The sequence below is a fragment of the Phenylobacterium sp. P4_E10 genome (assembly GCF_056401675.1).
In genome coordinates, this window is record NZ_JBFUIW010000005.1 from 222,761 (window position 1) to 245,971 (window position 23,211).

General features: G+C 67.4%; 23 protein-coding genes, 1 tRNA gene and 1 riboswitch. Of the genes, 9 read left to right on the forward strand and 15 right to left on the reverse strand.

Annotation, left to right across the window (positions count from 1 at the left end):
• Genes cobO through AC1DQJ_RS08195 form a run of 3 tightly spaced genes read right to left on the reverse strand, consistent with a single transcriptional unit; the run spans window position 1 to window position 3,531 of the window.
• Window positions 1-615 carry a cob(I)yrinic acid a,c-diamide adenosyltransferase gene (gene cobO, locus AC1DQJ_RS08185; protein ID WP_477602068.1) on the reverse strand — a complete coding sequence of 205 codons (615 nt, stop codon included), beginning with the start codon at window positions 613-615 and terminating at the stop codon, window positions 1-3.
• Window positions 612-1,607: an aminotransferase class I/II-fold pyridoxal phosphate-dependent enzyme gene (locus AC1DQJ_RS08190; protein WP_477602070.1), complete on the reverse strand. Its 996-nt coding sequence runs from the start codon at window positions 1,605-1,607 to the stop codon at window positions 612-614. Before AC1DQJ_RS08190 ends, cobO begins: the two co-directional genes overlap by 4 nt.
• Window positions 1,588-3,531 carry a TonB-dependent receptor plug domain-containing protein gene (locus AC1DQJ_RS08195; protein WP_477602072.1) on the reverse strand — a complete coding sequence of 648 codons (1,944 nt, stop codon included), beginning with the start codon at window positions 3,529-3,531 and terminating at the stop codon, window positions 1,588-1,590. Before AC1DQJ_RS08195 ends, AC1DQJ_RS08190 begins: the two co-directional genes overlap by 20 nt.
• A gap of 107 nt (window positions 3,532-3,638) precedes the next feature.
• Window positions 3,639-3,826: riboswitch (cobalamin riboswitch) on the reverse strand.
• A gap of 28 nt (window positions 3,827-3,854) precedes the next feature.
• On the opposite strand from AC1DQJ_RS08195, the gene cobU reads away from it, so the two are divergent.
• Window positions 3,855-4,361, forward strand: a complete 507-nt coding sequence (cobU, locus tag AC1DQJ_RS08200) for a bifunctional adenosylcobinamide kinase/adenosylcobinamide-phosphate guanylyltransferase (protein ID WP_477602074.1) — start codon at window positions 3,855-3,857, stop codon at window positions 4,359-4,361.
• 58 nt (window positions 4,362-4,419) lie between these two features.
• Here cobU and AC1DQJ_RS08205 read toward each other — a convergent pair whose 3' ends face one another.
• Together AC1DQJ_RS08205 and AC1DQJ_RS08210 are read right to left on the reverse strand one after the other, a co-directional pair.
• Window positions 4,420-5,043, reverse strand: a complete 624-nt coding sequence (locus tag AC1DQJ_RS08205) for a PEPxxWA-CTERM sorting domain-containing protein (protein WP_477602076.1) — start codon at window positions 5,041-5,043, stop codon at window positions 4,420-4,422.
• A gap of 161 nt (window positions 5,044-5,204) precedes the next feature.
• Window positions 5,205-5,396, reverse strand: coding sequence for a hypothetical protein (locus tag AC1DQJ_RS08210; protein WP_477602078.1), 192 nt, complete (start codon window positions 5,394-5,396; stop codon window positions 5,205-5,207).
• A gap of 387 nt (window positions 5,397-5,783) precedes the next feature.
• On the opposite strand from AC1DQJ_RS08210, the gene AC1DQJ_RS08215 reads away from it, so the two are divergent.
• Both AC1DQJ_RS08215 and AC1DQJ_RS08220 read left to right on the forward strand, forming a co-directional pair.
• Window positions 5,784-5,996, forward strand: coding sequence for a cold-shock protein (locus tag AC1DQJ_RS08215; RefSeq protein WP_477602080.1), 213 nt, complete (start codon window positions 5,784-5,786; stop codon window positions 5,994-5,996).
• 44 nt (window positions 5,997-6,040) lie between these two features.
• Window positions 6,041-6,268, forward strand: a complete 228-nt coding sequence (locus AC1DQJ_RS08220) for a hypothetical protein (protein WP_477602082.1) — start codon at window positions 6,041-6,043, stop codon at window positions 6,266-6,268.
• Window positions 6,269-6,275: 7 nt separating this feature from the next.
• Here AC1DQJ_RS08220 and AC1DQJ_RS08225 read toward each other — a convergent pair whose 3' ends face one another.
• Window positions 6,276-7,544, reverse strand: coding sequence for a hypothetical protein (locus AC1DQJ_RS08225; protein WP_477602084.1), 1,269 nt, complete (start codon window positions 7,542-7,544; stop codon window positions 6,276-6,278).
• 285 nt (window positions 7,545-7,829) lie between these two features.
• Between AC1DQJ_RS08225 and AC1DQJ_RS08230 the strand changes: the two genes are divergently transcribed.
• Genes AC1DQJ_RS08230 through AC1DQJ_RS08240 form a run of 3 tightly spaced genes read left to right on the forward strand, consistent with a single transcriptional unit; the run spans window position 7,830 to window position 10,803 of the window.
• Entirely contained in the window at window positions 7,830-9,296 is a 1,467-nt protein-coding gene (locus AC1DQJ_RS08230; RefSeq protein ID WP_477602086.1) for a sensor histidine kinase, read from the forward strand.
• Between the two features lie 10 nt (window positions 9,297-9,306).
• A complete protein-coding gene (locus tag AC1DQJ_RS08235; protein ID WP_477602088.1) occupies window positions 9,307-9,747 on the forward strand; it encodes a response regulator in 441 nt (146 codons plus the stop codon).
• Window positions 9,748-10,803, forward strand: coding sequence for a sensor histidine kinase (locus AC1DQJ_RS08240; protein WP_477602090.1), 1,056 nt, complete (start codon window positions 9,748-9,750; stop codon window positions 10,801-10,803).
• An 18-nt stretch (window positions 10,804-10,821) separates the two neighbouring features.
• On the opposite strand, the gene AC1DQJ_RS08245 is transcribed toward AC1DQJ_RS08240, so the two are convergent.
• The 3 genes from AC1DQJ_RS08245 to AC1DQJ_RS08255 form a co-directional block, all read right to left on the reverse strand.
• Entirely contained in the window at window positions 10,822-11,214 is a 393-nt protein-coding gene (locus tag AC1DQJ_RS08245; protein ID WP_477602092.1) for a hypothetical protein, read from the reverse strand.
• Between the two features lie 9 nt (window positions 11,215-11,223).
• On the reverse strand, window positions 11,224-11,925 hold the full coding sequence (locus AC1DQJ_RS08250) for a DUF2092 domain-containing protein (protein WP_477602094.1): 702 nt from the start codon (window positions 11,923-11,925) through the stop codon (window positions 11,224-11,226).
• Window positions 11,926-12,153: 228 nt separating this feature from the next.
• Window positions 12,154-12,228: transfer RNA gene (locus AC1DQJ_RS08255), tRNA-Gly, on the reverse strand.
• Window positions 12,229-12,526: 298 nt separating this feature from the next.
• Between AC1DQJ_RS08255 and AC1DQJ_RS08260 the strand changes: the two genes are divergently transcribed.
• Window positions 12,527-13,219: a PEPxxWA-CTERM sorting domain-containing protein gene (locus AC1DQJ_RS08260; RefSeq protein ID WP_477602096.1), complete on the forward strand. Its 693-nt coding sequence runs from the start codon at window positions 12,527-12,529 to the stop codon at window positions 13,217-13,219.
• Between the two features lie 185 nt (window positions 13,220-13,404).
• Window positions 13,405-13,995: an HD domain-containing protein gene (locus tag AC1DQJ_RS08265; RefSeq protein WP_477602098.1), complete on the forward strand. Its 591-nt coding sequence runs from the start codon at window positions 13,405-13,407 to the stop codon at window positions 13,993-13,995.
• Window positions 13,996-14,072: 77 nt separating this feature from the next.
• On the opposite strand, the gene phoB is transcribed toward AC1DQJ_RS08265, so the two are convergent.
• Genes phoB through pstC form a run of 5 tightly spaced genes read right to left on the reverse strand, consistent with a single transcriptional unit; the run spans window position 14,073 to window position 19,106 of the window.
• The gene (gene phoB, locus AC1DQJ_RS08270; RefSeq protein WP_477602100.1) at window positions 14,073-14,765 is read right to left on the reverse strand and encodes a phosphate regulon transcriptional regulator PhoB; all 693 of its coding nucleotides are present in this window, start codon (window positions 14,763-14,765) and stop codon (window positions 14,073-14,075) included.
• A gap of 21 nt (window positions 14,766-14,786) precedes the next feature.
• Window positions 14,787-15,482, reverse strand: a complete 696-nt coding sequence (gene phoU / locus AC1DQJ_RS08275) for a phosphate signaling complex protein PhoU (protein ID WP_477602102.1) — start codon at window positions 15,480-15,482, stop codon at window positions 14,787-14,789.
• An 11-nt stretch (window positions 15,483-15,493) separates the two neighbouring features.
• Window positions 15,494-16,342, reverse strand: coding sequence for a phosphate ABC transporter ATP-binding protein PstB (gene pstB / locus AC1DQJ_RS08280; protein WP_477602104.1), 849 nt, complete (start codon window positions 16,340-16,342; stop codon window positions 15,494-15,496).
• A gap of 36 nt (window positions 16,343-16,378) precedes the next feature.
• Entirely contained in the window at window positions 16,379-17,671 is a 1,293-nt protein-coding gene (gene pstA / locus AC1DQJ_RS08285; protein WP_477602106.1) for a phosphate ABC transporter permease PstA, read from the reverse strand.
• The gene (gene pstC / locus AC1DQJ_RS08290) at window positions 17,664-19,106 is read right to left on the reverse strand and encodes a phosphate ABC transporter permease subunit PstC (protein WP_477602108.1); all 1,443 of its coding nucleotides are present in this window, start codon (window positions 19,104-19,106) and stop codon (window positions 17,664-17,666) included. The genes pstA and pstC overlap by 8 nt, the downstream gene beginning before the upstream one ends.
• Before the next feature lie 281 nt (window positions 19,107-19,387).
• Here pstC and AC1DQJ_RS08295 point away from each other — a divergent pair, with 281 nt between their 5' ends.
• The gene (locus tag AC1DQJ_RS08295) at window positions 19,388-21,814 is read left to right on the forward strand and encodes a TonB-dependent receptor (RefSeq protein WP_477602110.1); all 2,427 of its coding nucleotides are present in this window, start codon (window positions 19,388-19,390) and stop codon (window positions 21,812-21,814) included.
• Between the two features lie 69 nt (window positions 21,815-21,883).
• Here the strand turns inward: AC1DQJ_RS08295 and AC1DQJ_RS08300 are convergent, their stop codons facing one another.
• A complete protein-coding gene (locus AC1DQJ_RS08300) occupies window positions 21,884-23,200 on the reverse strand; it encodes an ATP-binding protein (RefSeq protein WP_477602111.1) in 1,317 nt (438 codons plus the stop codon).
• Window positions 23,201-23,211 lie beyond the last annotated feature (11 nt).

Here is a 23,211-nt window from a genome sequence, read left to right on the forward strand (position 1 = left end):
TCAAAAGTCGATCCCGCGCTGGGCCTTGATGCCCTGCTCGAACGGATGCTTGACCAGGGTCATCTCGGTGACCAGATCGGCGATGGCGATCAGCTCGGGCTTGGCGTTTCGGCCGGTAATGACCACGTGTTTGTCGCGCGGCCTGGCCTGCAGGTCGGCGACCACCTTGTCGATGTCGAGATAGTCGTAGCGCAGGGCGATGTTCAGCTCGTCCAGCAGCACCAGATCGAGCTCCGGATCGTGCAGCATCTCCACCGAGATGGCCCAGGCGGCCTCGGCGGCCGCGATGTCGCGGGCGCGGTCCTGGGTGTCCCAGGTGAAGCCCTCGCCCATCACCTCGTAGCGGACGCTCTCAGGGAAGCGCTTGAAGAACTGGCGCTCGCCGGTGATCCACTTACCCTTGATGTACTGGACGATGCCGACCTTCTGGTTCCAGCCCAGGGCGCGCGCGACCATGCCGAAGGCGGCGGTGGACTTGCCCTTGCCGTCGCCGGTGTGAACCAGGAGCAGGCCGGGCGCCTCATCGGTCTTGCTGGCCATCAGCGCCTCGCGCTCGGCCTTCAGCGCCTGCATGGCGGCCTTGTGCTCGGCGTTCTTCTGCTCTTCGTCGCTCATCGGCGCGAGCCCTCCAGGGCGGCCGCCAGGCGCGGCCAGTCTTTGGGTTTCGGAATACCGAACCTGAGCCAGGTCGGCTGATCGGGAAAGGGGCGAGCCAGCACGCCGCGACGGGCCAGGGCGATGAAGCGCGCCGCCGCGTCCGGCGTCGCCGCCAGCCGGAACAGCGAAGTCCCGCCGACGATCTCGAAGCCGGCGGCGGTCAACAGGGCGTCGAGCCGATCGGCGTCGTGCGCCAGCCGCGCCTGCGTGCGCTCGCGCCAGTCCGCGTCCGGATAGGCTGCAAGGCCGGCGGCGATCGCTTCGGCGCTTAGCGGCCAGTCGCCGAATTGGGCCGAGACCCGTGCGGCCAGGCCCGGCTCGGCGATCACAAATCCCAGGCGCACGCCTGGCAGACCATAGAACTTGCCGAACGAGCGGAGGATGACGGTGCGACCACCGACGCGGTCGGCGATACTGAGCTCGGGCGCGGTCTCGACGAAGGCCTCGTCGACGATCAGCCAGCGATCGCCGGCGTGCGGAACGGGCGTTCGGGCGCCGTCGGGATTGTTCGGACTGACCAGCACCACCGCCTCGGCCGCGCTGGCGGCGAGCCGGTCGCGCGGAACCAGATCGACCTTGGCTCCGGCCAGTCGCCAGGCCTCGGCGTGGCCGCCGTAGGTCGGGGCGGCGATGGCCACCGAGCGTGCGCCGAGCAGCCGCGGCAGGGCGCGTAGCGCCGCCTCCGTGCCTGGTGTGGCGGCCACTCGATCGGCCGAGACGCCGAACGCCTGCGCGGCGGCGGCCTCCAGGGCCGCCACCTCCTCCGGATCGGGCAACCGCCGCAGGGCCGCGGCGTCGGCCCGCCGCGCCGGATAGGGGCGCGGGTTGATCCCGGTCGACAGGTCGAGCCAGGGCCCGGGGACGTTCGGAAACGCCGCCCGCGCCGCGGCCAGGCGGCCGCCGTGCCGGAGGAAGCCCTCCAGGCCAGGGTCAGAATCTAGCGCGGACACCGGCATAGACCCCGTGGCCCGGAGAGCCGTAGTTGCGCGTGGTCTCGTAGGTCTCGTCGAGGGCGTTCTCGACGCGGCCGTAGAGCTCCAGGTTCTCGTTCACCGGATAGGCGGCCCGCAGGTCCAGCAGGGTGTAGCTCTGCAGGACATAGCTGTTGGCGGCGTTGTCGAAGCTGTCGCCGACATAGCGGATCGAGCCGCCGAAGCTGGCCCCATTGTCCCAGCTATAGGTCGCCTGGATGTTGGCTTGGTGCTCGGGTCGGCGGGTGAGGTGCTTGCCGCGGTTCACATTGCCTGGGGAGTCGTTCTCGGTGTCGGTCCAGGTGTAGTTCGCCGCCAGCGCCAGCGGGCCAAGGTCGGCGCTGCCTTCCAGCTCGACGCCGTGCGCCTTGGTCTGGGCGGTGTTGGCGTAGTAGCCGAAGCGCCGCACCCCATTCGCAAAGCACAGCGGATTGGTGGTGGTCGAAGTGCAGGAGAAGAAGTCGATCTGGTTGTCGGTGTCGCGCTGGAACCAGGTGACGCGAACCATGAAGCGCTCGGCGAAGTGCTGCTCGATCCCCGCGTCCCAGCTGTCGGCCTGTTCGGCCTCCAAGGCGGTGTTCCCGTACTCCGAATAGAGTTGGTAGAGGGTCGGCGCCTTGAAGCCCTGGCCCCAGCTGGCGCGCAGCACGGTGTTTCCATCGTTGAGCGACCAGGCCGCGGCCAGCTGGCCAAGGGTCGCATCGCCGAAGGTGTCGTGGCTGTCGCGGCGCAGACCGCCGGTCAGGGTGAGGCCGCTGACCACCTCGCCCTGGACCTGAGCGTAGATCCCATCAATGCCGGCCTTGGCGCGGGTCACCGGCGGGCTCGGCGCGAACTCGCTCGGCGAGACCGTGCGCATCGAGGAGTCCTCGACCTCGCCGCCGAAGGTCGCGGTCCAGGCCTGGTTGATCGTCCAGACGCCCTGATACTCCCAGCGCTTGTTCTCGCCGCGGGCGTCGAAAGTGGTGGTGGTCACCGGCTGGTCCGGATTGACGTTGAGGCGGTCGGTGCGGGTGTAGCCGTAGGCCAGCCGGTTCTTCAGGGCGCCTTCCAACAGGTCGAGATTGACCGCAGCATAGCCGACGTACTCCTCGGTCTCGCCGTACTCGGGGGTGTCGCCGAAGCTGAAGGTCGGCGGCGGGAAACCGTCGAAGTCGTTGCGTCCCTTGGAGTAGACGCCGCGCAGGTCGAAGGAGAGCGTGTCGGTGGGCTGGAACACCACGCGGCCGCTGGCGCCGGTGTTCGCATAGCCGTCCTTCTCAGCGCCGAGCTTGTAGGACGAGACACCCTCGGTGTCGTAGCGGCTGGCGGCCAGACGCCAGGTCAGGCGCTCGCCCTTGCCACCGGCGGCGGCGCGCACGTAGCTCGTGCCCATCGAACCGCCCTCGAGGACCAGCTCGCCCTCGAAAGGCTGCTCGGCCTGACCGGTGACGATGTTGACCACCCCGCCGATGGCCTGGCTGCCCCACAGGGTCGACTGCGCGCCGCGCAGGATCTCGATGCGGGCGATGTCGCCGGCCAGCAGGTTCGAGAAGTTGTAGCCGCCGCCCGAGGTCGAGGGGTCATTGAGCTTCACGCCGTCGATCACCACCACGGTCTGGTCGCTCTCCGCGCCGCGGATGCGCAGCGAGGTCGAGCCGCCGACCCCGCCGTTGCGCGAGAAGGAGACGCCCGGCGTGGTCGCCAGCAGGCTGGAGACGTCGATGGTCTGGGCTGCGCGAATTTCCTCGGCGGTGAGGAGGCTGAGGCTCTGGCCGACGCGGTCGGCTTGCTGCGGCGAGCGGTTGGCGGTGACCACCAGTTCGCTGACGCTGGCGACCGTCACCGGGCCGGCGGTCTGGGCGAAGGCTGTGGTGGAGAGGCCGCAAAGGGCGGCGGCGGTGGCGAGTAGAACGGTCTTCATCGGGTGTTCCCCCTGACGCGTGACGACTTGAACCCGCGTTTGCACGCAGGTCGACGGACGTCGTCTCTCGGGAAACTTCCCCGTTCGCGCGCTCCCACCGAGCGTACGAAGGACGACCGCGTCAGGCAGGTCTCCTGGCTCACGGGTCACAGCCGATGCGCGCCGCCTTCCCAGACTTCCGTCCAGTGGCCTATGACGCGCGAGCTCGCCGCTTACAGTTGCGGGGGCAGCCCAGGTCTTAAACCTGAGTTCCCTATTAATCCCCTTGCGGGGAACCTGTCGCGGGGCCTGCCTAGGCTCTGCCATGCGGAGCGTCAATCCCGATGAGCCTGACCTACATTCTTGGCGGCGCCCGCTCCGGCAAGACCAGCTATGCGCTGCGCGAAGCGCAGGCGATGGGCGGCCGGCTGGTGATGATCGCCACGGCCGAGGCGCTCGACGGGGAAATGGCGGACCGCATCGCCCGCCATCAGGTCGAGCGCGGCGGCAACTGGGAGACGGTGGAGGCGCCGCGCGAACTGGCCGCCGCGGTGCGGGCGCTGGGTCCCGGCGACACTGCGGTGATCGACTGCCTGACCCTGTGGCTGACCAACCTGATGCTGGACGACGCGAACCTGTCGCTGGCCATCGTCGATCTGGTCGCCGCCCTGGCCGCGTGCCCGGCTCGCGTGCTGGCGATCTCCAACGAGGTCGGCCAGGGCATCGTGCCCGACAATGCCCTGGCGCGCCGGTTCCGCGACGAGGCCGGCTGGATGAACCAGGCGCTGGCGGCCGCGGCCGACCGCGCGGTGCTGGTGAGCGCCGGCCTGCCGCTAGTGCTGAAGGGCTAAAGAAAAAGGCCCGCCTCCTTGCGGAAGCGGGCCCTTGATCTGGTCGGTGTCGGCGCCGTTAGGCGGCGAACGCCACCACGCGGCGACGGCGGACCATGGCGCCGGCGGCTCCGAAGCCCACGATCATCATCGCCCAGGTGGCCGGTTCCGGCACCGCGGACGACAGCTTGATGTTGTCGATGACGTTGCCTTGCTGGTTCGACGGGCCGGTCTGGGTGATTTCCAGAGCGCCGCCGTTGGTGGCGAAGGTGAAGGAGTAGGCGTTCAGGCCCGAGTTCGACTCCAGCGGGCCGACCACGGTCGACCAGTTGCCGATCTTGATCGTGGTGGTGCGCGCGCCGTAGCCGCGGGCGTTGCCGCCGAGCAGGAAGTCGAGGGTGTAGGAGCCGGCGCCGAAGGTCTGCGTCGAGATCAGCTGGCCGGCCGGATCGTTGCCGCTGCCGGTGGTGCCGTCGAGGTCGACGTAGTTTCCTTGACCCGGATAGAGGTCATAGAAACCCGTGCCGATCAGGTCGACCGATCCGGGAGGGCTGCCGACCGTGAAGTTGGCGTTGCCGCCCCAGTTCAGGCCCTGGGTCGAGGAATCGAAATCTTCAAAAAACAGCACGCCGGCGGAGGCGCTTTGAGCGGAAGCGGCGGCGGCCAGCAGAGCGGCGGCGGCGACGATCGACTTGAACTTCATGGAACCCATCAGGTGAGATAGCTGAGCGCGGATTCCGGATAGCCCCCCGGACGCGCGGTTAACGGCTGTACACCATAGGGCAAGGGTTGGCGCAACGGCGTTCGCGCAATACGTGCGAAAACAATTGTAAACTCCCCGGGGGCTTGCGCTGCCCGGTCAGGTCAGGGGCGCGGCGGTCCGATGAATGCGCTGCGCATCGCGCGCAGCGCGCCTCCGTCGTCCTCCCAATTGGCGTAGGCGAATCTCGCCTCGTCGCGGCGGACGAAAGCGGGCGCCTGGCGCCCGTTCTCCTGCGTGAGCCAACTGCGATTTACCGAGGAATCGTGCGCGGCGGCGCCGGGATAAAGTTTCATGGCTCGGCTCCCTTCATGGGCCGAACGCACGCCATCCGGACTGGGCGTAGAACAGGCTGCTGGGCCGTATTTCCTTCATCGCCCGAGGATGACGCTCGTTAGAACGACAGTCACTGCTCTTAGTGTGGCGATATTATGAAATAATTGGACGCGCTTTATTCCCAGAAGTCTGATATTTTTATTTTGACAATTGGCGGAACAACTTTGGCTTTCGGCAATTCAAGACATGCGGACGATAGGCTCGGACCCAATTGACCGCGGAGGGGGTCTCGACGCCAAGGGCGTTGGGGCCTTTTTCATGTACGAGCAAATTGAGATCAGGCGCCGATGGCCCGCGGTTGCGGAAGCTGCATTTGGCGCCGCCTTCTCGCGTATTGGAGAAGTCTCGTGAATACAGGCACTTTGACCTGGTTCGACGCCTCCCGGGGCCTCGGCTTCATCACGCCGGACGATGGCGGACCAGATGTCTTCGTCCACGCCTCCTGCGTGGTGGCTTCCGGCATGCCCGCGATGCTGTCGGGCCAGCGCTTCGACTACGAAGTCGAGCCGGATGAGCGCTCGCAAAGCCCCTACGCCGCCCTGCTGCTGGAGGCGGCCTAGCGACGCCGCCCCGGCTTCGTCGCCAAACCCACAAGGAAGACCGCATGCCGTTGACTGACATGATCCCCTCGATGACCGACGCCGAACTGGCGTCCCTGAAGGTCAACGCCCTGCGCCAGATCGACATCGGGACGCCGGAGCGCAAGCTGGCGGCGGAGGGCCTGCTGCCGATCATCGAGGGTGAAATGGGCGCACGGGAGGCCGCAAAGCCGCCCCCCGCGCCTAAGGCCCCGCGCAAGAAGGCCGCCGCCAAGGTCGAGGCTGAGGCCTAGCGGCCGCTCAATGGCCGCGACCGCGTTCGTGCGGAGCGGCTTGGCGCCGCTCCGGCTGACGCTCTGAGCGCTCGGGACGAGCCCGCGGATCTTCAGCGCGCTCCTGACGCTCGACGCGCTGCGGCGGCGGACGCATGTCGCGCGCGGGGCGATCGCCTCGGGCCTCAGCCTGGCGCGTCTCATGCCGGCCTTGCGCCTGCTGACGGCGCACCTCGGCCTGCTCACGGCTCGCTTGCCGGCGCTGTGCTTCCGCCTGCTGACGGCGCTGCTCGCCGCGTTCACGCTTGATGGAGGCGACGCGCACCTGCTCCTCGCGACGGAGCGCCTGACGCTCGCGGTGGACCTGGTCCGCGCGGCGTTCGTCTTGGGCGCGTTGAACGCGACTCTCCGCTCGGCGAGCCTGCTCGCGACGACCTTGATCACCGCCTTGCGGCTGGGGTCCGCGCTCGCGCTCGATCGGCGCCACCCGCACCGGTTCCTCGCGACGCAAGGCCTGGCGGATCTCGCGGCGCTCAAGCCGCTCGACCTGCTCGCTTCGACGCTCGCGCTCGCGGGCGAAGTGGCGCACGTCCCGGGACTCGTGGCGTTCCCGATAGCTGCGCCACCCCGGCGCGCGGACGGCGGCGCTCATCCAGGGTTCGCGGCTGGAAGCCAGCTGCGGGCGGCGCGACAGCCAGGTCTCGTAGACCACCGGCGCGGGCCGGATTTGGGCGGACGCATAGAGGGCCCGGGCGCGGCCCCAGTAGCGGCCTGCGCGGGCCGCCAATTCGTAGGCTCGGCCATAGGGGAGCAACTCGCCGCTGGCGGCATAGGCCGCGAGCAACGCCCCGCCTGCGCCGTAGCCGTAGCCGTAGTCGGGCGTGCGGACGAAGAACGGATAGTCGTGGCCGGGCTCGTAGTAATAGTAGCGGTAACCGACATCGATCGGCTCGGCGAACATCAGATAGCCGTCGTCGCTGCGCCAGGCCCAGGGCTCGCCCTCCAGATCGTAGACGCCGTAGTCCGGCGGGGCGTCGTAGAAGGCCTGGTCGAGGGCGTAGGCGCGCTCGGCGTAGCCGTAGTCGGGCGCGTAGGCGGCGTGGCGAACCGGGGCCGGCGGCGCGGACGGCAGGTCCTGCCAGGCGGGCGCCAGGGTCGGCAGATAGGCGGCCGCCCCGCCGGCCGGCACGAACAGAGGCTCGGGTGGCCGCACGGCCGCCTCCTCGCGACAACCGGCCAGGATGATCGCCGCCAGCCCTGAAACCATCAAGGTCGCGCGGGCGGATCGAGACGACATGGCGACCTCCTCGCGGCTGAGCGACGCCAAAGTCGGCGCCTGGAGCACCCACCTTGAACGCATGAGCCTGAACCGCGCTTGAGCGCGGCGTCACCTTCTGTTCAGGCATGAGGCGGATGCACGCGGGAAAGTAACAACTGTGACACACCCGCGATGGCGCAATGTCGTATAGGCGACGGTGCCCCAGCGTGGCTTCTGATATGGCCCGTCGGCGGCCGGGGGGACGAGAATGCAATTGCGCGCAAGGCACGAACAGCCGCGCACCGACCAGGCCCGGAACTTCGAGTGACCGAGAAGGGCGCCAACCGTTTCGCGTTGTACGGGCTGCTGGTCGGCTTCGTCACCCTCGCCCTGGTGGTCGCCCTGACAGCCTGGACGGTGGGCCAGTATCGCGACTACGGCCAGTTGGTCGGCCACACCAACGACGTGATGCACGAGCTGTCCGAATTCCGGATCCTCAGCGAACGCTCCGAGACCGCGCGGCGCGGCTTTCTGCTGCGGCCCGGCGAACGCTTCGCCGCGACCTATCGCGCCGCCGCGGGCGAGTTGCCCCAGCGCCTCGACAGGCTGGCCGCCCTGACCGAGGACAACCCGACCCAGCTGCAGCGCATCGCGCAGTTACGGGTGCTGACCGAGCGGCGACTGAGGCTGCTGGAGGAATCGATCGTCCTCACCCGTACCGGGAACCACGCCCAGGCCGTGGCGCGGTTCGACGAGGACGGCGGCGCCGAGATCCTGGTCGAGATCCGCCGCCTCGCCACCGAGATGGCGGCCGAGGAGAGCCGGCTGCTCAAGGTCCGCACCGACGCGCAACAGCGCACGGGCGCCCTGTTGGTCGCCGCGCTGGCGGCGGCCGGCGTCGCGCTGACCATCGTCGCCGCGGTGTCGGTCTGGGTGGTCAGCCGATTCATGCGCCAGATCGCCCAGTCACACCACGAACTGGAGGAGCTCAACGCGGGGCTGGAGGACGCGGTGCTGGAGCGCACCGCCGACCTCAAGCGGGCCAATGAGGAGATCCAGCGCTTCGCCTACATCGTCTCGCACGACCTTCGCTCGCCGCTGGTCAACGTGCTCGGCTTCACCAGCGAGCTGAACGCCAGTCTGAAACCGCTGAACGAACTGCTCGACAACGCCGAGAAGACCGCGCCCGAGGTGGTCAACGCCGAGGCGAGGCTGGCGGTGCGCGAAGACCTGCCCGAGGCGATCGGCTTCATCCGCTCGTCGACCCAGAAGATGGACCGGCTGATCAACGCCATCCTGCAGTTGTCACGCCAGGGCCAGCGGATCATCACGCCCGAACGCCTGAACATGGCGGCCCTGTTGGGCAGCGTCGCGGATGGGGTGCGCCACCGTTTGGGCGAGGCCGGCGCCCAGATCGTCGTCGAAGCGGGCATTCCCGACGTCGTGTCCGACCGCCTGGTCATGGAGCAGGTGTTCGGCAACCTGGTCGACAACGCGGTCAAGTATCTGAAGCCGGGGCGGCCAGGGCTTATCCGGCTGCGCGGCTGGCGCGAGCCTGGCCGCCTAGTATTCGAAGTCGAGGACAACGGCCGCGGCGTCGCGCCAAAGGACCACGAGCGCATCTTCGACCTGTTCCGCCGCGCCGGGACGCAGGACCAGCCGGGCGAGGGCCTGGGCCTGGCCCACGTCCGCGCCCTCGTCTACCGCCTGGGCGGGGTGATCACCTGCGCCTCCGAACTGGACCAGGGCGCGACTTTCAGAATTTCCCTGCCGACCACGGCCGGAGCCTAAGGACGAGACCATGAGCGACCATCAATCCGTCACCATCGTGATGATCGAGGACGACGAGGGGCACGCCCGCCTCATCGAAAAGAACATTCGCCGAGCCGGGATCTCCAACAACATCCGCCACTTCACCGACGGCAGTACGGCGCTGGACTTCCTCTGCAACGCCGCCGAGGGGCCGGCCTTGAACGGCCCGGCGCTGATCCTTCTCGACCTCAACCTGCCAGACATGAGCGGCACCGATATCCTCGCCAACCTGAAGCAGGACGAGCGGCTGAAGCGCACGCCGATCGTGGTGCTGACCACGACCGACGACAAGGTCGAGATCCAGCGCTGCTACGACCTGGGCTGCAACGTCTACATCACCAAGCCAGTCGACTATGAGAACTTCGCCCAGGCGATCCGGCAGCTTGGCCTGTTCCTGTCGGTGATCCAGGTGCCGGAGATCGACGCCTAGATGCCCAACAACGCCCACGTGCTCTATATCGACGACGACGATGGCCTGCGCCGGCTCGTCGAGCGCCGAATGACTGCTCTCGGTTTCCGGGTGACCCCTGCCGGGGATGGCCGCGAAGGTCTCGAACTCGCGGGCGCCCAGAACTTCGACCTCATCGCCATCGACCACTACATGCCCGGCCAGGACGGCCTGACCACTCTGGAGCAGCTGCGCGAGGTCGCCCCGGAGACACCGATCGTCTTCGTGACCGGATCGGATGAGACCAGGATCGCGGTCGCGGCGCTGAAGGCCGGCGCGTACGACTACGTGGTCAAATCGACGGACGACGACTTCTTCGACCTCCTGAACAACAGCTTCATGCAGGCCCTGTCGCAACTGCGGCTGCGCCGGGCCAAGGTGCTGGCCGAACAGGCGCTGCAGGAGACCAACCGGCGGCTCGAGGCGCTGGTCGAGCGGCAGGCGGTGCTGCTGGCCGAGGTGAACCACCGCGTCGCCAACAGCCTGCAGATGGTCTCGGCCATGGTGCGCATGCAGGCGTCGTCGCTGGACGACCATTCAGCCCGCTCGGCGCTGGTGGACGCTCAGAGCCGCATCCATGCGATCGGCCAGGTGCACCGGCGGCTCTATACGTCCGAGAACGTCGAGGCCGTGGACCTGGCATCCTACCTCGATGGCTTGGCCCGGGATCTATCGGACACCTGCTCCACGCCGCGGGCGCGGCGCGAAGTCCGGCTGCTCGGCGACAGCGCCGAGGTGCGCACCGACGCGGCGGTCTCGATTGGGGTGATCGTTTCCGAACTGGTCACCAACGCCGCCAAGTACGCCTATCCGGCGGATGTCTCCGGGGAGGTGCGGATCGTCGTGCGCAGCGTCGCGGGGGGACGCGTGACGCTCAGCGTCGAGGATGACGGGCCCGGCTTCGACCCGACCGATCCACCGAAGGGCAGCGGCCTGGGATCAAAGGTCATCAAGGCGATGACCAATAATCTGAAGGGCGACCTCACCCTAGACCGCGGCCCGAGCGGCATGCGGGCGATGCTCGAGTTCGCCGTTTAGGCGCGGGGCGCGCGGCGATCAGTAAGGGTACGGCGGAACGGGCGGCGGTGGCGGCGGTGGCGGCGTCATTGCGTTGCTGACGATGGCCGAGGTCGCCCCGACGACCATGCCGGCGGCGACAGGATGGTACTCCCGGTCGTCGTAATAGCCGCCATTGCCGTTGAAGTTGCCGTTGCTGTTGACGTTCACGTTGCGGTTGGAGTTGACGTTCACGTTTCCGCTGCGATTGACGTTTGCCCCGCGGTTGACGTTTGCGCCGCGGTTGACGCTCGTGGGCGCGCTGCGCGCCGCGCCGGCTCCGGCGCCGCCACCCCGGCCTCCGGCGCGCTGCGCCTCAGCGATACCCACGGGAAGCGCAAGCGCTAACGCTCCGGCGAGGAGCACGACTTTGGCGACATTGAGGTTCGGCATTGCAAGCCCTCAGGGGATGGGACGCGCCTTCGGCGGGGGTGCGAAGGCAAACGCATCCTGATCAAACTGTGGAGCGACGTTCCAGGAAAGGTCGGCCTGGAACTCCGGCCGGGCGGGGTCGTCGCTGGCGATAATGCTGACGCGCAACGGCGTCGGCTTGTCTCCGTCAGCGATCCAGATCTGCCAATCCCTCCCGGGCTGCCGGAAGGCGTAGTGGCTTGCGGTCTGGCCGCCGATCTGGGTCTTGCCTACGTAGTGCGCGGACGTCAGCGCCTGCGCCCGGCTATCGCCCTCGCTCCATGTGAAGAGGTCGTCCAGGGGCACGGAGGCCCCGTACTTCTGCTCGGCGAGCTCAAGGGTGGCGCGGATCGTCGAGGGCGCCTGGAGCGTCTTATAGGCGTTGGCCTTCGCATCGTAGGCGGTCACCGTCTTGCCGTCGTAGACGTACCGTCCAGCCTGGGTGGGCAGCGCCAGATCAAAGGAGAACGCGTCCGGACGGCGGACCTTGTAATTCGCCTTACCGCTGAGCGTGATCAGCTGCCCATAGACGTCGACATCGTCAGTTTGCGTCTGCAGGCCGATCTCGAAGGCCGGGATTGAGCGCAGATAGGTGCTCATCCGCGTGAGCGCGTCGACAGCCTTGGGATCGACCTCCGCCGGCGCCGCGTGGGCCCCGATCGCGATACATCCCATCGCAGCTGCGATGATCAAAGGTGCGATCTTGATCCCACCCGCTCGTTTTGGCGCTTGCGCCCGCTTCGGACCGTTATCCATGACTGTGGGTACCGCGGCCCGAGGGCGGGAACTATGGGGTGATCGCCTAAGTCTCTGGGGGCTGATGACGTAGACGCCCGGTGGGTGATCCCCGGCGGCCCGGCCACGCCGCCGTCAGGTGAACCGGCTGGCCGGCGCAAAACTGGGCTGAATTCTACGGAGAATTGGAGCGGGCGATGGGATTCGAACCCACGACATTCAGCTTGGGAAGCTGACGCTCTACCCCTGAGCTACGCCCGCAGACCCCTCGCGGGGCAACCGTTCTCACGGTTGGCGTTCTCTAGCGGTTCTGCAGCGGCGCCTCAAGAGCGGACCTTTGCAGGCCCGCCCGCCGCCGCTCCACCACGTCCTATTCACGCATGGCGCGAATGTGGCGCGGGCAATTTCGCGCCCCGCACGAGTGTGACGACGGCGTTCGCAACTTTTCCATGAAAACAACTCGCTTCAGTTGTTTTCAAGAATTACCGGCGCCTTTCGCGTGACAGGAAATTAATTCCGCATTAACTAATTCCATAACGGTGTTATATGGGGAATACCAATGAAGAGGCTGTTCACGAGCGCCGCTGCGGCTGCGCTAACACTTGTGATTGCGGGTTCCGCTAATGCGGCGGTGTTCGCGTTTAACAGTAACCCTGGCGGTCTCAACACGTCCGGGACCGACACTTACTCCCTCACGATTTCCGGCCTCACCGTCACGGTGAAAGGCTTTGGTAGTCTTGGTTCGTCCGTCAATCTCGGCGACCAGGACGACGTGACCTGGAGCGGCAATGGGCTCGGCGTCGACGGCAACAATGACGACGGCGTCAATACCAGCAACGACGAGGGTGAAGGCCTTCTGCTCGACTTCGGTCAAGTGGTGAACCTGACCCAAGCCCAATTCTCGCAATGGTCTAGCGGGCAAGATGACGCTGACTATCGCTACAGCAGCAACCCGTTCAACAGCGGCTCGCTGACCGACATCAGCAGCAACCTGAGCTCGAGCAACGGCACCGCGACCTGGACCACGAGCCTGACTGGTCGTTACTTCTTCTTCGCCGCAATCGACGAAGGCCAAGGCGACAACGACAAGTTCTGGCTGAAGAGCGTGACCGCCTCGGCGATCCCGACCACTCCTGGCGGCTCCGCAGTGCCGGAACCGGCGACCTGGGCGATGATGATCCTCGGGTTCGGCCTGGCCGGCTCGCAAATCCGCCGCGTCGTTCGCGATCAAAAGCGCGCCGTGGCGTACTGATCGGGGCCCGGCGGGTTTCCGAGCGAACCCGCCCGCTGCCTCCGCACCGAGGCTCAGCGGTGCAAACGAGCGGGCCGCGCCAGGGCATGGCGCGGCCCGTTTTTTGTCGCGGCATGCGTCGAGCGCCTTCGTTGACCTGTCCTCGGCTTGGTCGCACGATGGCGCAAACAGAGGGAGATGGCGCCATGGCCGACGGCGAAGTTCAGGCTCAGGCGAAGTTCACCGCCATGACTGACGGCACCCAGGAAGACTGGATGGCCATCATCAGCGCGGCCGGCCCGTTCAACCGCGAGCTGCCCGACCGGCTCCTGTCACATCTGAAGATGCTGGGCGGCGACTTCGGCGGCTATCCGGTCGACCGGCTGGAGCACTCGCTGCAGACCGCCACCCGCGCGTTCAAGGACGGCCGCGACGAGGAATATGTGGTCTGCGCTCTGCTGCACGATGTCGGCGACCTGCTCGGCCCGGCCAACCATGCCGAGATCGGGGCGGTGATCCTGAAACCCTATGTGTCGGAGCGGAACCACTGGATGCTCGATAAGCACGGCGTCTTCCAGGGCTACTACTTCTTCCACTATCTGGGTCTGGACCGCGACATGCGCGAGCAGTTCCGCGGCCACCCGGACTTCGAATACACGGCCCAGTTCTGCCACCTGTACGACCAGAACAGCTTCGATCCGAACTACGAGTCGATGCCGCTGGAGGCGTTCGAACCGATGGTGCGTCGGGTGCTGGCGACGCCGAAGCGGTCGATCTACCGGCGCGCGGAGGCGTAGGCCCCGCTGAGCCATCTGGTGTTCATGGATCCCGGACAGCCGCTGCGCGGCTTCCGGGACGACACGAACGGGACCCTCTAGGCGTCCAAATCCAGCGAATAGCCGGCCGAGCGGACGGTGCGGATCGGGTCGGCCATCGCTTCTTCGCGGTTCAACGCCTTGCGCAGGCGACCGACGTGGACGTCGACCGTGCGCGCCTCGACATAAACGTCCGAGCCCCACACCGCGTCGAGCAGCTGTTCGCGGCTGAACACCCGGCCCGGGTGCTGCATCAGGTAGTCCAGCAGGCGGAACTCGGTCGGGCCGAGGTGGATCTCCTTGCCGGCCCGCTTCACCCGGTGGGCGACGCGGTCGATGGTCAGGTCGCCGATGTGGACGCGGTCCTCGGCCAGGCCCGGACGGATGCGGCGCAGCACCGCGCGGATGCGGGCCGACAGCTCGCTCATCGCGAACGGCTTGACGATGTAGTCGTCGGCTCCGGTGTCGAGGCCGCGGATCCGGTCGCTCTCCTCGCCCCGGGCGGTGAGCATGATAATCGGAACGTTGCGGCTTTCCGAGCGCTGGCGCAGGCGGCGGCAGACCTCGATCCCTGAGATCTTCGGCAGCATCCAGTCGAGAATGATGATGTCGGGCAGGCGCTCGGAGACCAGGGTCAGGGCCTCCTCGCCGTCAGCGGCCACGACCACGTCGTAGCCTTCCTTGTCGAGGTTGTATTGCAGCAGGGTCGAGAGCGCGTCTTCGTCCTCGACCACCAGGATAAATGGGGTCAATTCAGTAACTCCTTGCCTGCGCTAGACGCGCAGGGCGTCGGTCTTCGGCCGCTCGGCGGCGATCATCTCTTCACCGGTGATCTCGTAGTGGATGATCTCGGCGATGTTGGTGGCGTGGTCCCCGATCCGCTCGAGGTTCTTGGCCACGAACAGCAGATGGGCGCAGGCCGTGATCGTGCGCGGATCGCCCATCATGTAGGTCAGCAGCTCGCGGAACAGGCTGTTGTAGTGCTCGTCCACCTCGTCGTCGCGCGACCAGACGGCCAGGGCGCGGTCGAGGTCCGAGCCGGTGTAGGCGTCCAGCACGTCTTTCAGCCGACCCAGCACCAGGCGGCCCATGCGCTCGATCGATCGGGTCAGCGGGCTGATCGGCTCGGCCTCGTTGAGGATCAGGGTGCGCTTGGCGATGTTCTTGGCCAGGTCGCCGCAGCGCTCGAGATTGGAGGCGATCTTCATCGCCGCCACGGTCTTGCGCAGATCGTTGGCCATCGGCTGGCGCAGGGCGATCAACCGGATCGCCTTGCGCTCGATGTCGGCCTCCAGGAGATCGAGTCGCTCATCGCGACCGACCACGCTCTCAGCCAGGGCCTGGTCGCGCTTGACCACCGCGTCGAGGGCGTCGCCGACCTGAGCCTCGGTGAGGCCGCCCATCCGCGCGCAGTCGGCGGTGAGGGTGTTCAGTTCGTCTTCGTAGGATTTGACGATGTGCTCGTTCATGTCGCTCGCCCCTAGCCAAACCGGCCGGTGATGTAGTCCTGGGTCCGGCTGTCGCGCGGATTGGTGAAGATCTCGCCGGTCGGACCAGCCTCCACCAGCTTGCCCAAGTGGAAGAAGGCGGTCTTCTGCGACACCCGCGCGGCCTGCGCCATCGAGTGGGTGACGATGACGATGCAGTACTGGTTGCGCAGTTCGTCGATCAGTTCCTCGATCCGCGCCGTGGCGATCGGGTCGAGCGCCGAGCAGGGCTCGTCCATCAGGATCACTTCGGGCGAGACGGCGATGGCGCGGGCGATGACCAGGCGCTGCTGCTGGCCGCCCGAGAGGCCGGTGCCCGGCTGGTGCAGGCGGTCGGCGACCTCGGCCCAGAGGCCGGCGCGCTTGAGCGAGGATTCGACGATCGCCTCCAGCTCGGCCTTGCCGGTAGCGATGCCGTGGATGCGTGGTCCGTAGGCGACGTTCTCGAAGATGGTCTTGGGGAACGGGTTCGGCTTCTGAAACACCATGCCGACACGGGCGCGCAGCACCACCGGGTCGATGGAGCGGTCGTTGACGTCCTCGCCGTCCAGCTCGATGCGGCCGGTGACCTTGGCGCCCGGGATGGTGTCGTTCATCCGGTTGATCGAGCGCAGGAAGGTGGACTTGCCGCAGCCGGACGGACCGATCAGCGCGGTGACTGCGTTCTCGGGCACGTCGAGCGAGACGTCGAACAGGGCCTGTTTGTCGCCGTAGAAGACGTTCACCTCGCGGGCGCGGATCTTAACCGGCGTCGTGGGCAGGCTGGCGTGGGCGCGGTCGACGGCGATGTGGACCGGGGCGGCGGTGTCGTGGGCCATGGAGTCGTCTCGCTGGCTGGTCATGAGGGACCTCGGGGAGGAACTAAGTCGGCGCATCGCCTACCAACGCCGCTCGAAGCGGCGCCTCACCAGAATGGCGGCCAGGTTCATGACGATCATGAACACCAGCAGCACGATGATGGCGGCGGCGGTGCGCTCATGGAAGCCGCGCTCGGAAGCGTTCTCCCAGATGAACACCTGAACGGGCAGGACGGTCGCCGCGCCGGTGAAGCCTTCCGGCACCCCCGGGACGAACGAGACCATGCCGATCATCAGCAGCGGCGCGGTCTCGCCCAGGGCGTGGGCCAGCGACAGGATCGCGCCGGTCATGACGCCGGGCATGGCCAGCGGCAGGACATGGTGGAACACGGTCTGGGTGCGCGAGGCGCCAACGCCCAGCGCGGCTTCCCGGATCGAGGGCGGCACCGCCTTCAGCGCCGAGCGGGTGGCGATGATCACCGTTGGCAGGGCCATCAGCGCCAGCACCAGGCCGCCGACCAGCGGCGAGGAGCGCGGCACGGCCAGCCAATTGATGAACACCGCCAGGCCCAGCAGGCCGTAGACGATGGAGGGGACGGCGGCGAGGTTGTTGATGTTGACCTCGATCAGGTCGGTCCAGCGGTTCTTCGGCGCGAACTCTTCCAGATAGGTGGCCGCCAGCACCCCGATCGGGATGGCCAGGACCGCGGTCACCAGCAGCATCATCAGCGAGCCGACCACCGCGCCCAGCACGCCGGCCTGTTCCGGCTCGGTGGAGTCCGAGCGGGTCAGGAAGCCGAAGTTGAAGCCGGAGGTGACCGCCCCGGAGGCCTTGAGCTTGTCGATCCAATCGAGCTGCTGGTTGTCGAGCTTACGCTCGTCCTCGGGCGTCGAGCGCTTGATCTCGCCCTTGAAATAGAGGGCGGCGTCCGACTTCACCGGGCCGGTGACGGTGATCGTCTTGCCGATCAGCGAAGGATCCTCGCGGACCATCTTCAGCAGCTGGAAGCCCAGGTCGTTGGACATGATCTCCATGACCTTGCCGGACTTCTCGCCGAACTCGTCGTCGGTCTCGCCCAGCTTGGCCAGCACCGAATTGGCGACCAGCATGTCGTAGTTGGCGCCGGTCGGATCGGCCTTGTCGATCTTGCTGGCGTCCAGCAGCACCGGCACGCTGATCTGGTAGTCGATGAAGGTCGTGTAGCCCTGGTGGACGATCCGGCCGAGCAGGACCGCCAGGAAGCTGAGCGCCACGATGATGGCCATGCGACCGTACATGCGGAAGCGCATCTCCTGGGCGTGACGCTTCTTCAGCCGCGCCTCGACGGTCTGGCGCAGGCTGGTCGCGGCGGTCGGGATGGCGGCGTCAGTCATACTGTTCCCGATATTTCTGCACGATGCGCAGGGCGACGATGTTGAGGAGCAGGGTCACCACGAACAGGGTGAGCCCCAGCCCGAAGGCCGACAGCGTCTTGGGGCTGTCGAACTCCTGGTCGCCGGTGAGCAGGGTGACGATCTGGACGGTGACGGTGGTCACGGTGTCGAGCGGGTTGAGCGTGGTCTTGGCCTGCAAGCCCGCGGCCATGGTGACGATCATGGTCTCGCCGACGGCGCGGGAGACGGCCAGCAGCATGGCGGCCATGATCCCCGGCAGCGCGGCCGGAAGCACCACCTTCTTGACCGTCTCGGAGCGGGTCGCGCCCATGGCCAGGCTGCCGTCGCGCAGCGACTGCGGCACGGCGTTGATGATGTCGTCGGACAGCGAGGAGACGAACGGGATCAGCATGATCCCCATCACCGCCCCAGCCACCAGCGCCATCTGGTTCTGAACCTGCATCAGGTACTGGGCGAGGTCGTCCAGCGGCCCGCCGGCCAGGCCCGCGCCGATCCAGTTGAAGAAGGCGCGCAGCAGCGGTCCGACGGTCAGGGCGGCGAAGAAGCCGTAGACCACGGTCGGCACCCCGGCGAGGATCTCCAGCAGCGGCTTCACCACCGCGCGGGTGGTCCGGCTGGCGTATTCCGAGAGGTAGATCGCCGAGTAGAGGCCGATCGGCGCGGCGACGATCATGGCGATCAGCATGATCAGGAAGGTGCCGACGAACAGCGGCACCGCGCCGAACGCGCCGGCGCCGGCGAACTGGTCGGCCCGCATGGCGATCTGGGGGTTCCACTCGGTTCCGAACAGGAACTCGTGGATCGGCACTGCCTGGAAGAAGCGCCAGCTCTCCCAGACCAATGAGGCGACGATGCCCGCCGTGGTCAGGATCGCCGTCACCGAGCAGGCGATGAACAGGCCCGCGACCCAGCCCTCGACCTTGTTGCGGGCGCGGAACTGCGGGGAGATGCGCGGATAGGCGATGAAGGCGCCCGCCAGGGCGATGATCGCGCCGAGCGCGATGGAGCCGTAGTCGATCAGGTTGCGCAGCTGCTGGGACTTGGCGGCCTTGGCGTCGAGCGCCGTCTTCAGCGCGCCGTCATAGATGGTCTCGCTGGGCGTGCCGCCGTGGGCGATGGCGCGAGCGTCGTCGAAGAAGACGTCCTGCTGCGGCGCGGTCAGGGCGGCGACGGCGGCCGGCGGGTCGACCCGCAGCAGCGCCGCTTCCAGGCGCGGCCCGAACATGGCGAACAGCAGGATGAGCAGGGCCGCCGGAACGCCGGCCCAAAGGGCCGCGTAGCTGCCGTAGTAGCCGGGCAGGGAATGAAGAAGGACGGGCTTGCCGGCCGTGACCGTCACCGCCTTGCGACGGCCGGCCATATAGGTGGCCGCGGAGAACAGAAGCAGCGCCGTAAGGGCGATCCAGGTGAGCATCGGAGGTCCATGCCGTTGCGCGCGCAGGCGAAAGGGGCCGTTGCCCCATGCCCTCGCACGCCGGAAATTGCCCGCCTTATGCTGACCCTCCGCGACAGTTCGATGACAGTTTCATTACGATCGCGGACCGGCCTCTGACGCCCCGGCATCCCTATCACTTCTGTCAGCTAGCCGGAGGCGAGCCCCGCGCCCAGGCTCCACCCAGGATAGGCCGCGCGAACGCCGCGGTCCCAGCAGGCGCACCCGCACGATAGAGGCGCGGCGCCAAGGGAGGAAACAACATGTCGGGCAATCTGCGCAGGGCTTTGGTGCTGGGGGCTTCGGGGGCCGCCATGCTGGCCGCTTCACCGGTCGCGGCGCAAAGCAGCAACAGCGGCGCTACTGAGATCGAGGCGATCGTCGTCACCGCCCAGCGGCGGGAAGAGAGCGCCAACTCGGTCGGTATGGCTATCCAGGCGGTGACCGGCGAGACGCTCTCGCGCCTGCACGTGACCAATGTGAAGGATCTCAGCACCTTCGCGCCGAGCTTCACGGTCTCGCAGAGCTATCAGGGGGTGCCGACCTACACCCTGCGCGGGATCGGCTTCAACACGATCAACATGTCGGCCACCTCGACCGTCGGCACCTATACCGACGAGGTCGCCTACGCCTATCCGATGATGAACACCGGCCCGATCTACGACCTGGAACGGGTCGAGGTTCTGAAGGGGCCGCAGGGCACGCTCTATGGCCGCAACACCACCGCTGGCCTGATCGACTTCGTGACCAACAAGCCGACCGAAGAGTTCCACGCGTCGGCCAGCGTCGAGATCGGCAACTACAAGACCCACAACTTCGAGAGCTTTGTCAGCGGCCCGATAGCCGAGCGCATCCAGGGCCGCCTGGCCTTCCGCACGGAGGACAGCGACGAGGGCTGGCAGGTCAGCCGCAGCCGCGGCGAGCGCCAGGGCGAAGTGCATCGCTACGGCGTGCGCGGCTCGCTGGCTATGCAGCCGTCCGACACCGTCAACATCGACGTCTCGTTCACGGCCTGGAAGAACAAGTCCGACACCGTGGCGGCCCAGGGCATCGGCTTCACGCCGGCCACCACCGGCAGCCCGTTCAACGCGCCCGGCCTGGCCGCCTACATCGCCGCCAATCCGCCGACCGACGCCAGCCAGGCCGACTGGGCGCCGATCTCGGTGCGCGGGACGGACATCGGCACCGGCCTGGGCATCGGCGGGCCGCTGCGTGAGGACAACGACTTCTACGCCGGCAAGGTGCGGGTCGACTGGGATCTCGGCGGCGACATGCAACTGGTCTCGCTGACCAGCTACAACAAGCTGACCCGCGACGCGAAGTTCGACTGGAGCGGCGCGCCCTACGAAATCCTGGTCCAGCACGCCGAGGGCGACATCGAGTCGATCGCCCAGGAACTGCATATCGAGGGCGGCAGCGAGAAGACCTTCTGGCTGTTCGGCGGCTATATCGCCCGCGATCGCATCCTCGACAGCAACCGGACCCTGCTCGGCCAGAACGCCAATGTCAGCCTGATCCGCACGGTGGGCGCGCCGCTGCTCGCCACGCCCTTCAACTCCGGCGGTTATACGGCGCTGCAGCTGAGCCAGGCGTTCCGCACCTACCAGGATATCGGCAATATCGAGACCAACACCTGGAGCCTGTTCGCCAATGGCGAGTACGAGCTCAGCGAAGCGTTCAAGCTCACCGCCGGCATCCGCTACACCCAGGACAAGCAAGACTACGAGGGCTGCTCGCGCGACTTCAACGGCAACATGCTGCCGAACGTGAACGTCGTGAACCGGGCGCTGTTCTTCGCCGCATACGGCCTGGTGGCGCCGATCAGCCAGGGCCAGTGCAACACCTTCGACCCGGTGAAGAAGAGCTTCGGCCTGGTGACCTCGACGTTGGACGAGGACAACGTCGCCTGGCGGCTGGCGCTGGACTGGACGCCCAACGACGAGGTGCTGGTGTTCGGCTCGATCTCGCGCGGGGCCAAGGCCGGCGCCACGCCGATCAACGCCGCCAACATCTCCACTCAGAACGCCCCGGCCACGCAGGAACTGCTGACCGCCTACGAGGTGGGGGTGAAAGCCGCCCTGTTCGAGCGTCGGGTGCAGGCCAATGTCAGCGCCTTCTACTACGACTACGAGGACAAGCAGCTCAGCGTCTACTTCGCCGACCCGATCTACACGGCTCTCGCGCGGCTCTCCAACGTGCCCGAGTCGGAGGCCTACGGCCTCGACGGCGAGGTCACCTGGCGCGCCACCACCGACCTGACCTTCATCGGTTCGGCGACCTTCCTGCACACCGAGGTGAAGGGCTACACCGGCATCAACTCCGCCGGCCAGCCGGCCAGCTTCGACGGCAAGCCGTTCCTCTACAGCCCGAAGTTCCAAGGCGGGCTGACCGTGCTCTACAGCCACGAGCTCAACGACAAGCTCGGTCTGCAGGGCGCGCTGAGCGGCCGCTACCAGTCGGAGTCGCACGCCGACCTGGAAGGCGATCCGCGCTTCGTGATCGAGGACTACGGCCTGCTCAACGCCAGCCTCGGCATCCACTCGCTGGACGACCGCTGGGAGTTCTCGGTCTGGGGCCGCAACCTGACCGACGAGTATTACTGGAGCGCCGTTAGCAGCAACGCCAACGTGGTGGTCCGCTTCCCGGGCCAACCGAAGACCTACGGCGCCTCGCTGACCGTTAAGTTCTAGGGCCGGACGGACTTTCCCCGTCGAACTCCCCATCCCCGGGCTTGTCCCGGGGATGTTTGTTTGTGCGCCTCAGGCTTCGCCGGCCGCTTCGGCGCGGACCAGCGGGAAGTAGGCGGTGAAGGTCGCGCCCTCGCCCTGGACGCTCTCCACCGCCAGGCCGCCGCGGTGGCGATTGACGATGTGCTTGACGATCGCGAGGCCGAGGCCCGTACCCGAGCGCTCGCCGCTCTTCTGGCCCTCGACCCGATAGAAACGCTCGGTCAGGCGCGGCAGGTGCTCACGCGCCAGACCGACCCCCGCATCGGAGACCCGCAGCGCTGCGTAGGTATCCTCGGCGCGATCGGGGGTCAGCAGCGAGAAGCGGCCAGCTCGCGGGTCGGCCGGCATGGCTGCGGCGGCGGCCGTGATGCTCGGTTGCAGGTTGATGCGAACCGCCTCGCCCTTCGGCGTGTACTTGATGGCGTTGTCGACGAGGTTCTGGATCACCTGGATGATCTGGTCGCGATCGCCGGCGATCATCACTTCGCCCCGGCACGGCAACGCCTCCGGCTCCAGGCGCACGCCGCGGTCGCGCGCCACCGGCCCCAGCGAATCCAGCACGTCCATGACCGCCATCACCAGGTCGAGCTCGCCGTGCGGGGCGATGTGCTCATTGAGCTCGATGCGGCTGAGCGACAGCAGATCGTCGATCAGGCGCGACATCCGCTCTGCCTGAGCATGCATGATGCTGAGGAATTTCTCGCGCGCGCCGGCGTCGTCCCTGGCGTGGCCGCGGAGTGTCTCGATGAAGCCCGCCAGCGAGGCCAGCGGGGTGCGGAGTTCATGGCTGGCGTTGGCCAGGAAGTCGGCGCGGGTGCGCTCGGCGCGGCGAATGTCGGTCTCGTCGCGCAGCACCAGCAGGGCGAGGCGGGCGCCGTCGGGCGCCACGCCTAGCGGCTTGGCCATGGCGCGCATGACCCGCTCCTGGGCGCCGCCCATTTCGTAGACGGCCTCCGCCTCCAGGCCGCCGAACAGCGCTTCATCGACGGCTTCGAGCACATCCGGGTCGCGAATGACGGTCACCAACAACCCTGCGTCATATTGTACGCGGAGGGTTTCGCGCGCGGCGGCGTTAACCAGCACGAAACGCCGGCCTGTGAGGTCATCGGGCTCATGGGCGGCTATCACCAGGACCGGGTCCGGCAAGGCGTTGACGAGGCTCTCATACGGCGGCGCGTCCTCATGTCCGGCCCGCGACAGCGCGATCGTCTCGGGCGGCGCGTCCGACGTGCGTTCGGCCACGTGCCAGGCCGTCAGGCCGGTGACGCCGGCGACCACGAGCAGCATCCATGACACCGCCTGGACATCAGCGCCGACCAGCAACGCGAAGCCCAGGATCGCGGCCACGCCTGCGCCGC

Excerpts from the sequence above, each read along its gene's own strand:
- AC1DQJ_RS08210 (WP_477602078.1), bottom strand. The coding sequence starts at position 5,396 with ATGAAACTTTATCCCGGCGCCGCCGCGCACGATTCCTCGGTAAATCGC.
- pstA (WP_477602106.1), bottom strand. The coding sequence starts at position 17,671 with ATGACTGACGCCGCCATCCCGACCGCCGCGACCAGCCTGCGCCAGACC.
- pstB (WP_477602104.1), bottom strand. The coding sequence starts at position 16,342 with ATGACCAGCCAGCGAGACGACTCCATGGCCCACGACACCGCCGCCCCG.
- AC1DQJ_RS08240 (WP_477602090.1), top strand. The coding sequence starts at position 9,748 with ATGCCCAACAACGCCCACGTGCTCTATATCGACGACGACGATGGCCTG.
- AC1DQJ_RS08235 (WP_477602088.1), top strand. The coding sequence starts at position 9,307 with ATGAGCGACCATCAATCCGTCACCATCGTGATGATCGAGGACGACGAG.
- cobO (WP_477602068.1), bottom strand. The coding sequence starts at position 615 with ATGAGCGACGAAGAGCAGAAGAACGCCGAGCACAAGGCCGCCATGCAG.
- AC1DQJ_RS08265 (WP_477602098.1), top strand. The coding sequence starts at position 13,405 with ATGGCCGACGGCGAAGTTCAGGCTCAGGCGAAGTTCACCGCCATGACT.
- AC1DQJ_RS08245 (WP_477602092.1), bottom strand. The coding sequence starts at position 11,214 with ATGCCGAACCTCAATGTCGCCAAAGTCGTGCTCCTCGCCGGAGCGTTA.
- pstC (WP_477602108.1), bottom strand. The coding sequence starts at position 19,106 with ATGCTCACCTGGATCGCCCTTACGGCGCTGCTTCTGTTCTCCGCGGCC.
- AC1DQJ_RS08225 (WP_477602084.1), bottom strand. The coding sequence starts at position 7,544 with ATGTCGTCTCGATCCGCCCGCGCGACCTTGATGGTTTCAGGGCTGGCG.
- AC1DQJ_RS08260 (WP_477602096.1), top strand. The coding sequence starts at position 12,527 with ATGAAGAGGCTGTTCACGAGCGCCGCTGCGGCTGCGCTAACACTTGTG.
- AC1DQJ_RS08195 (WP_477602072.1), bottom strand. The coding sequence starts at position 3,531 with ATGAAGACCGTTCTACTCGCCACCGCCGCCGCCCTTTGCGGCCTCTCC.
- AC1DQJ_RS08295 (WP_477602110.1), top strand. The coding sequence starts at position 19,388 with ATGTCGGGCAATCTGCGCAGGGCTTTGGTGCTGGGGGCTTCGGGGGCC.
- AC1DQJ_RS08205 (WP_477602076.1), bottom strand. The coding sequence starts at position 5,043 with ATGAAGTTCAAGTCGATCGTCGCCGCCGCCGCTCTGCTGGCCGCCGCC.
- cobU (WP_477602074.1), top strand. The coding sequence starts at position 3,855 with ATGAGCCTGACCTACATTCTTGGCGGCGCCCGCTCCGGCAAGACCAGC.
- phoU (WP_477602102.1), bottom strand. The coding sequence starts at position 15,482 with ATGAACGAGCACATCGTCAAATCCTACGAAGACGAACTGAACACCCTC.
- AC1DQJ_RS08220 (WP_477602082.1), top strand. The coding sequence starts at position 6,041 with ATGCCGTTGACTGACATGATCCCCTCGATGACCGACGCCGAACTGGCG.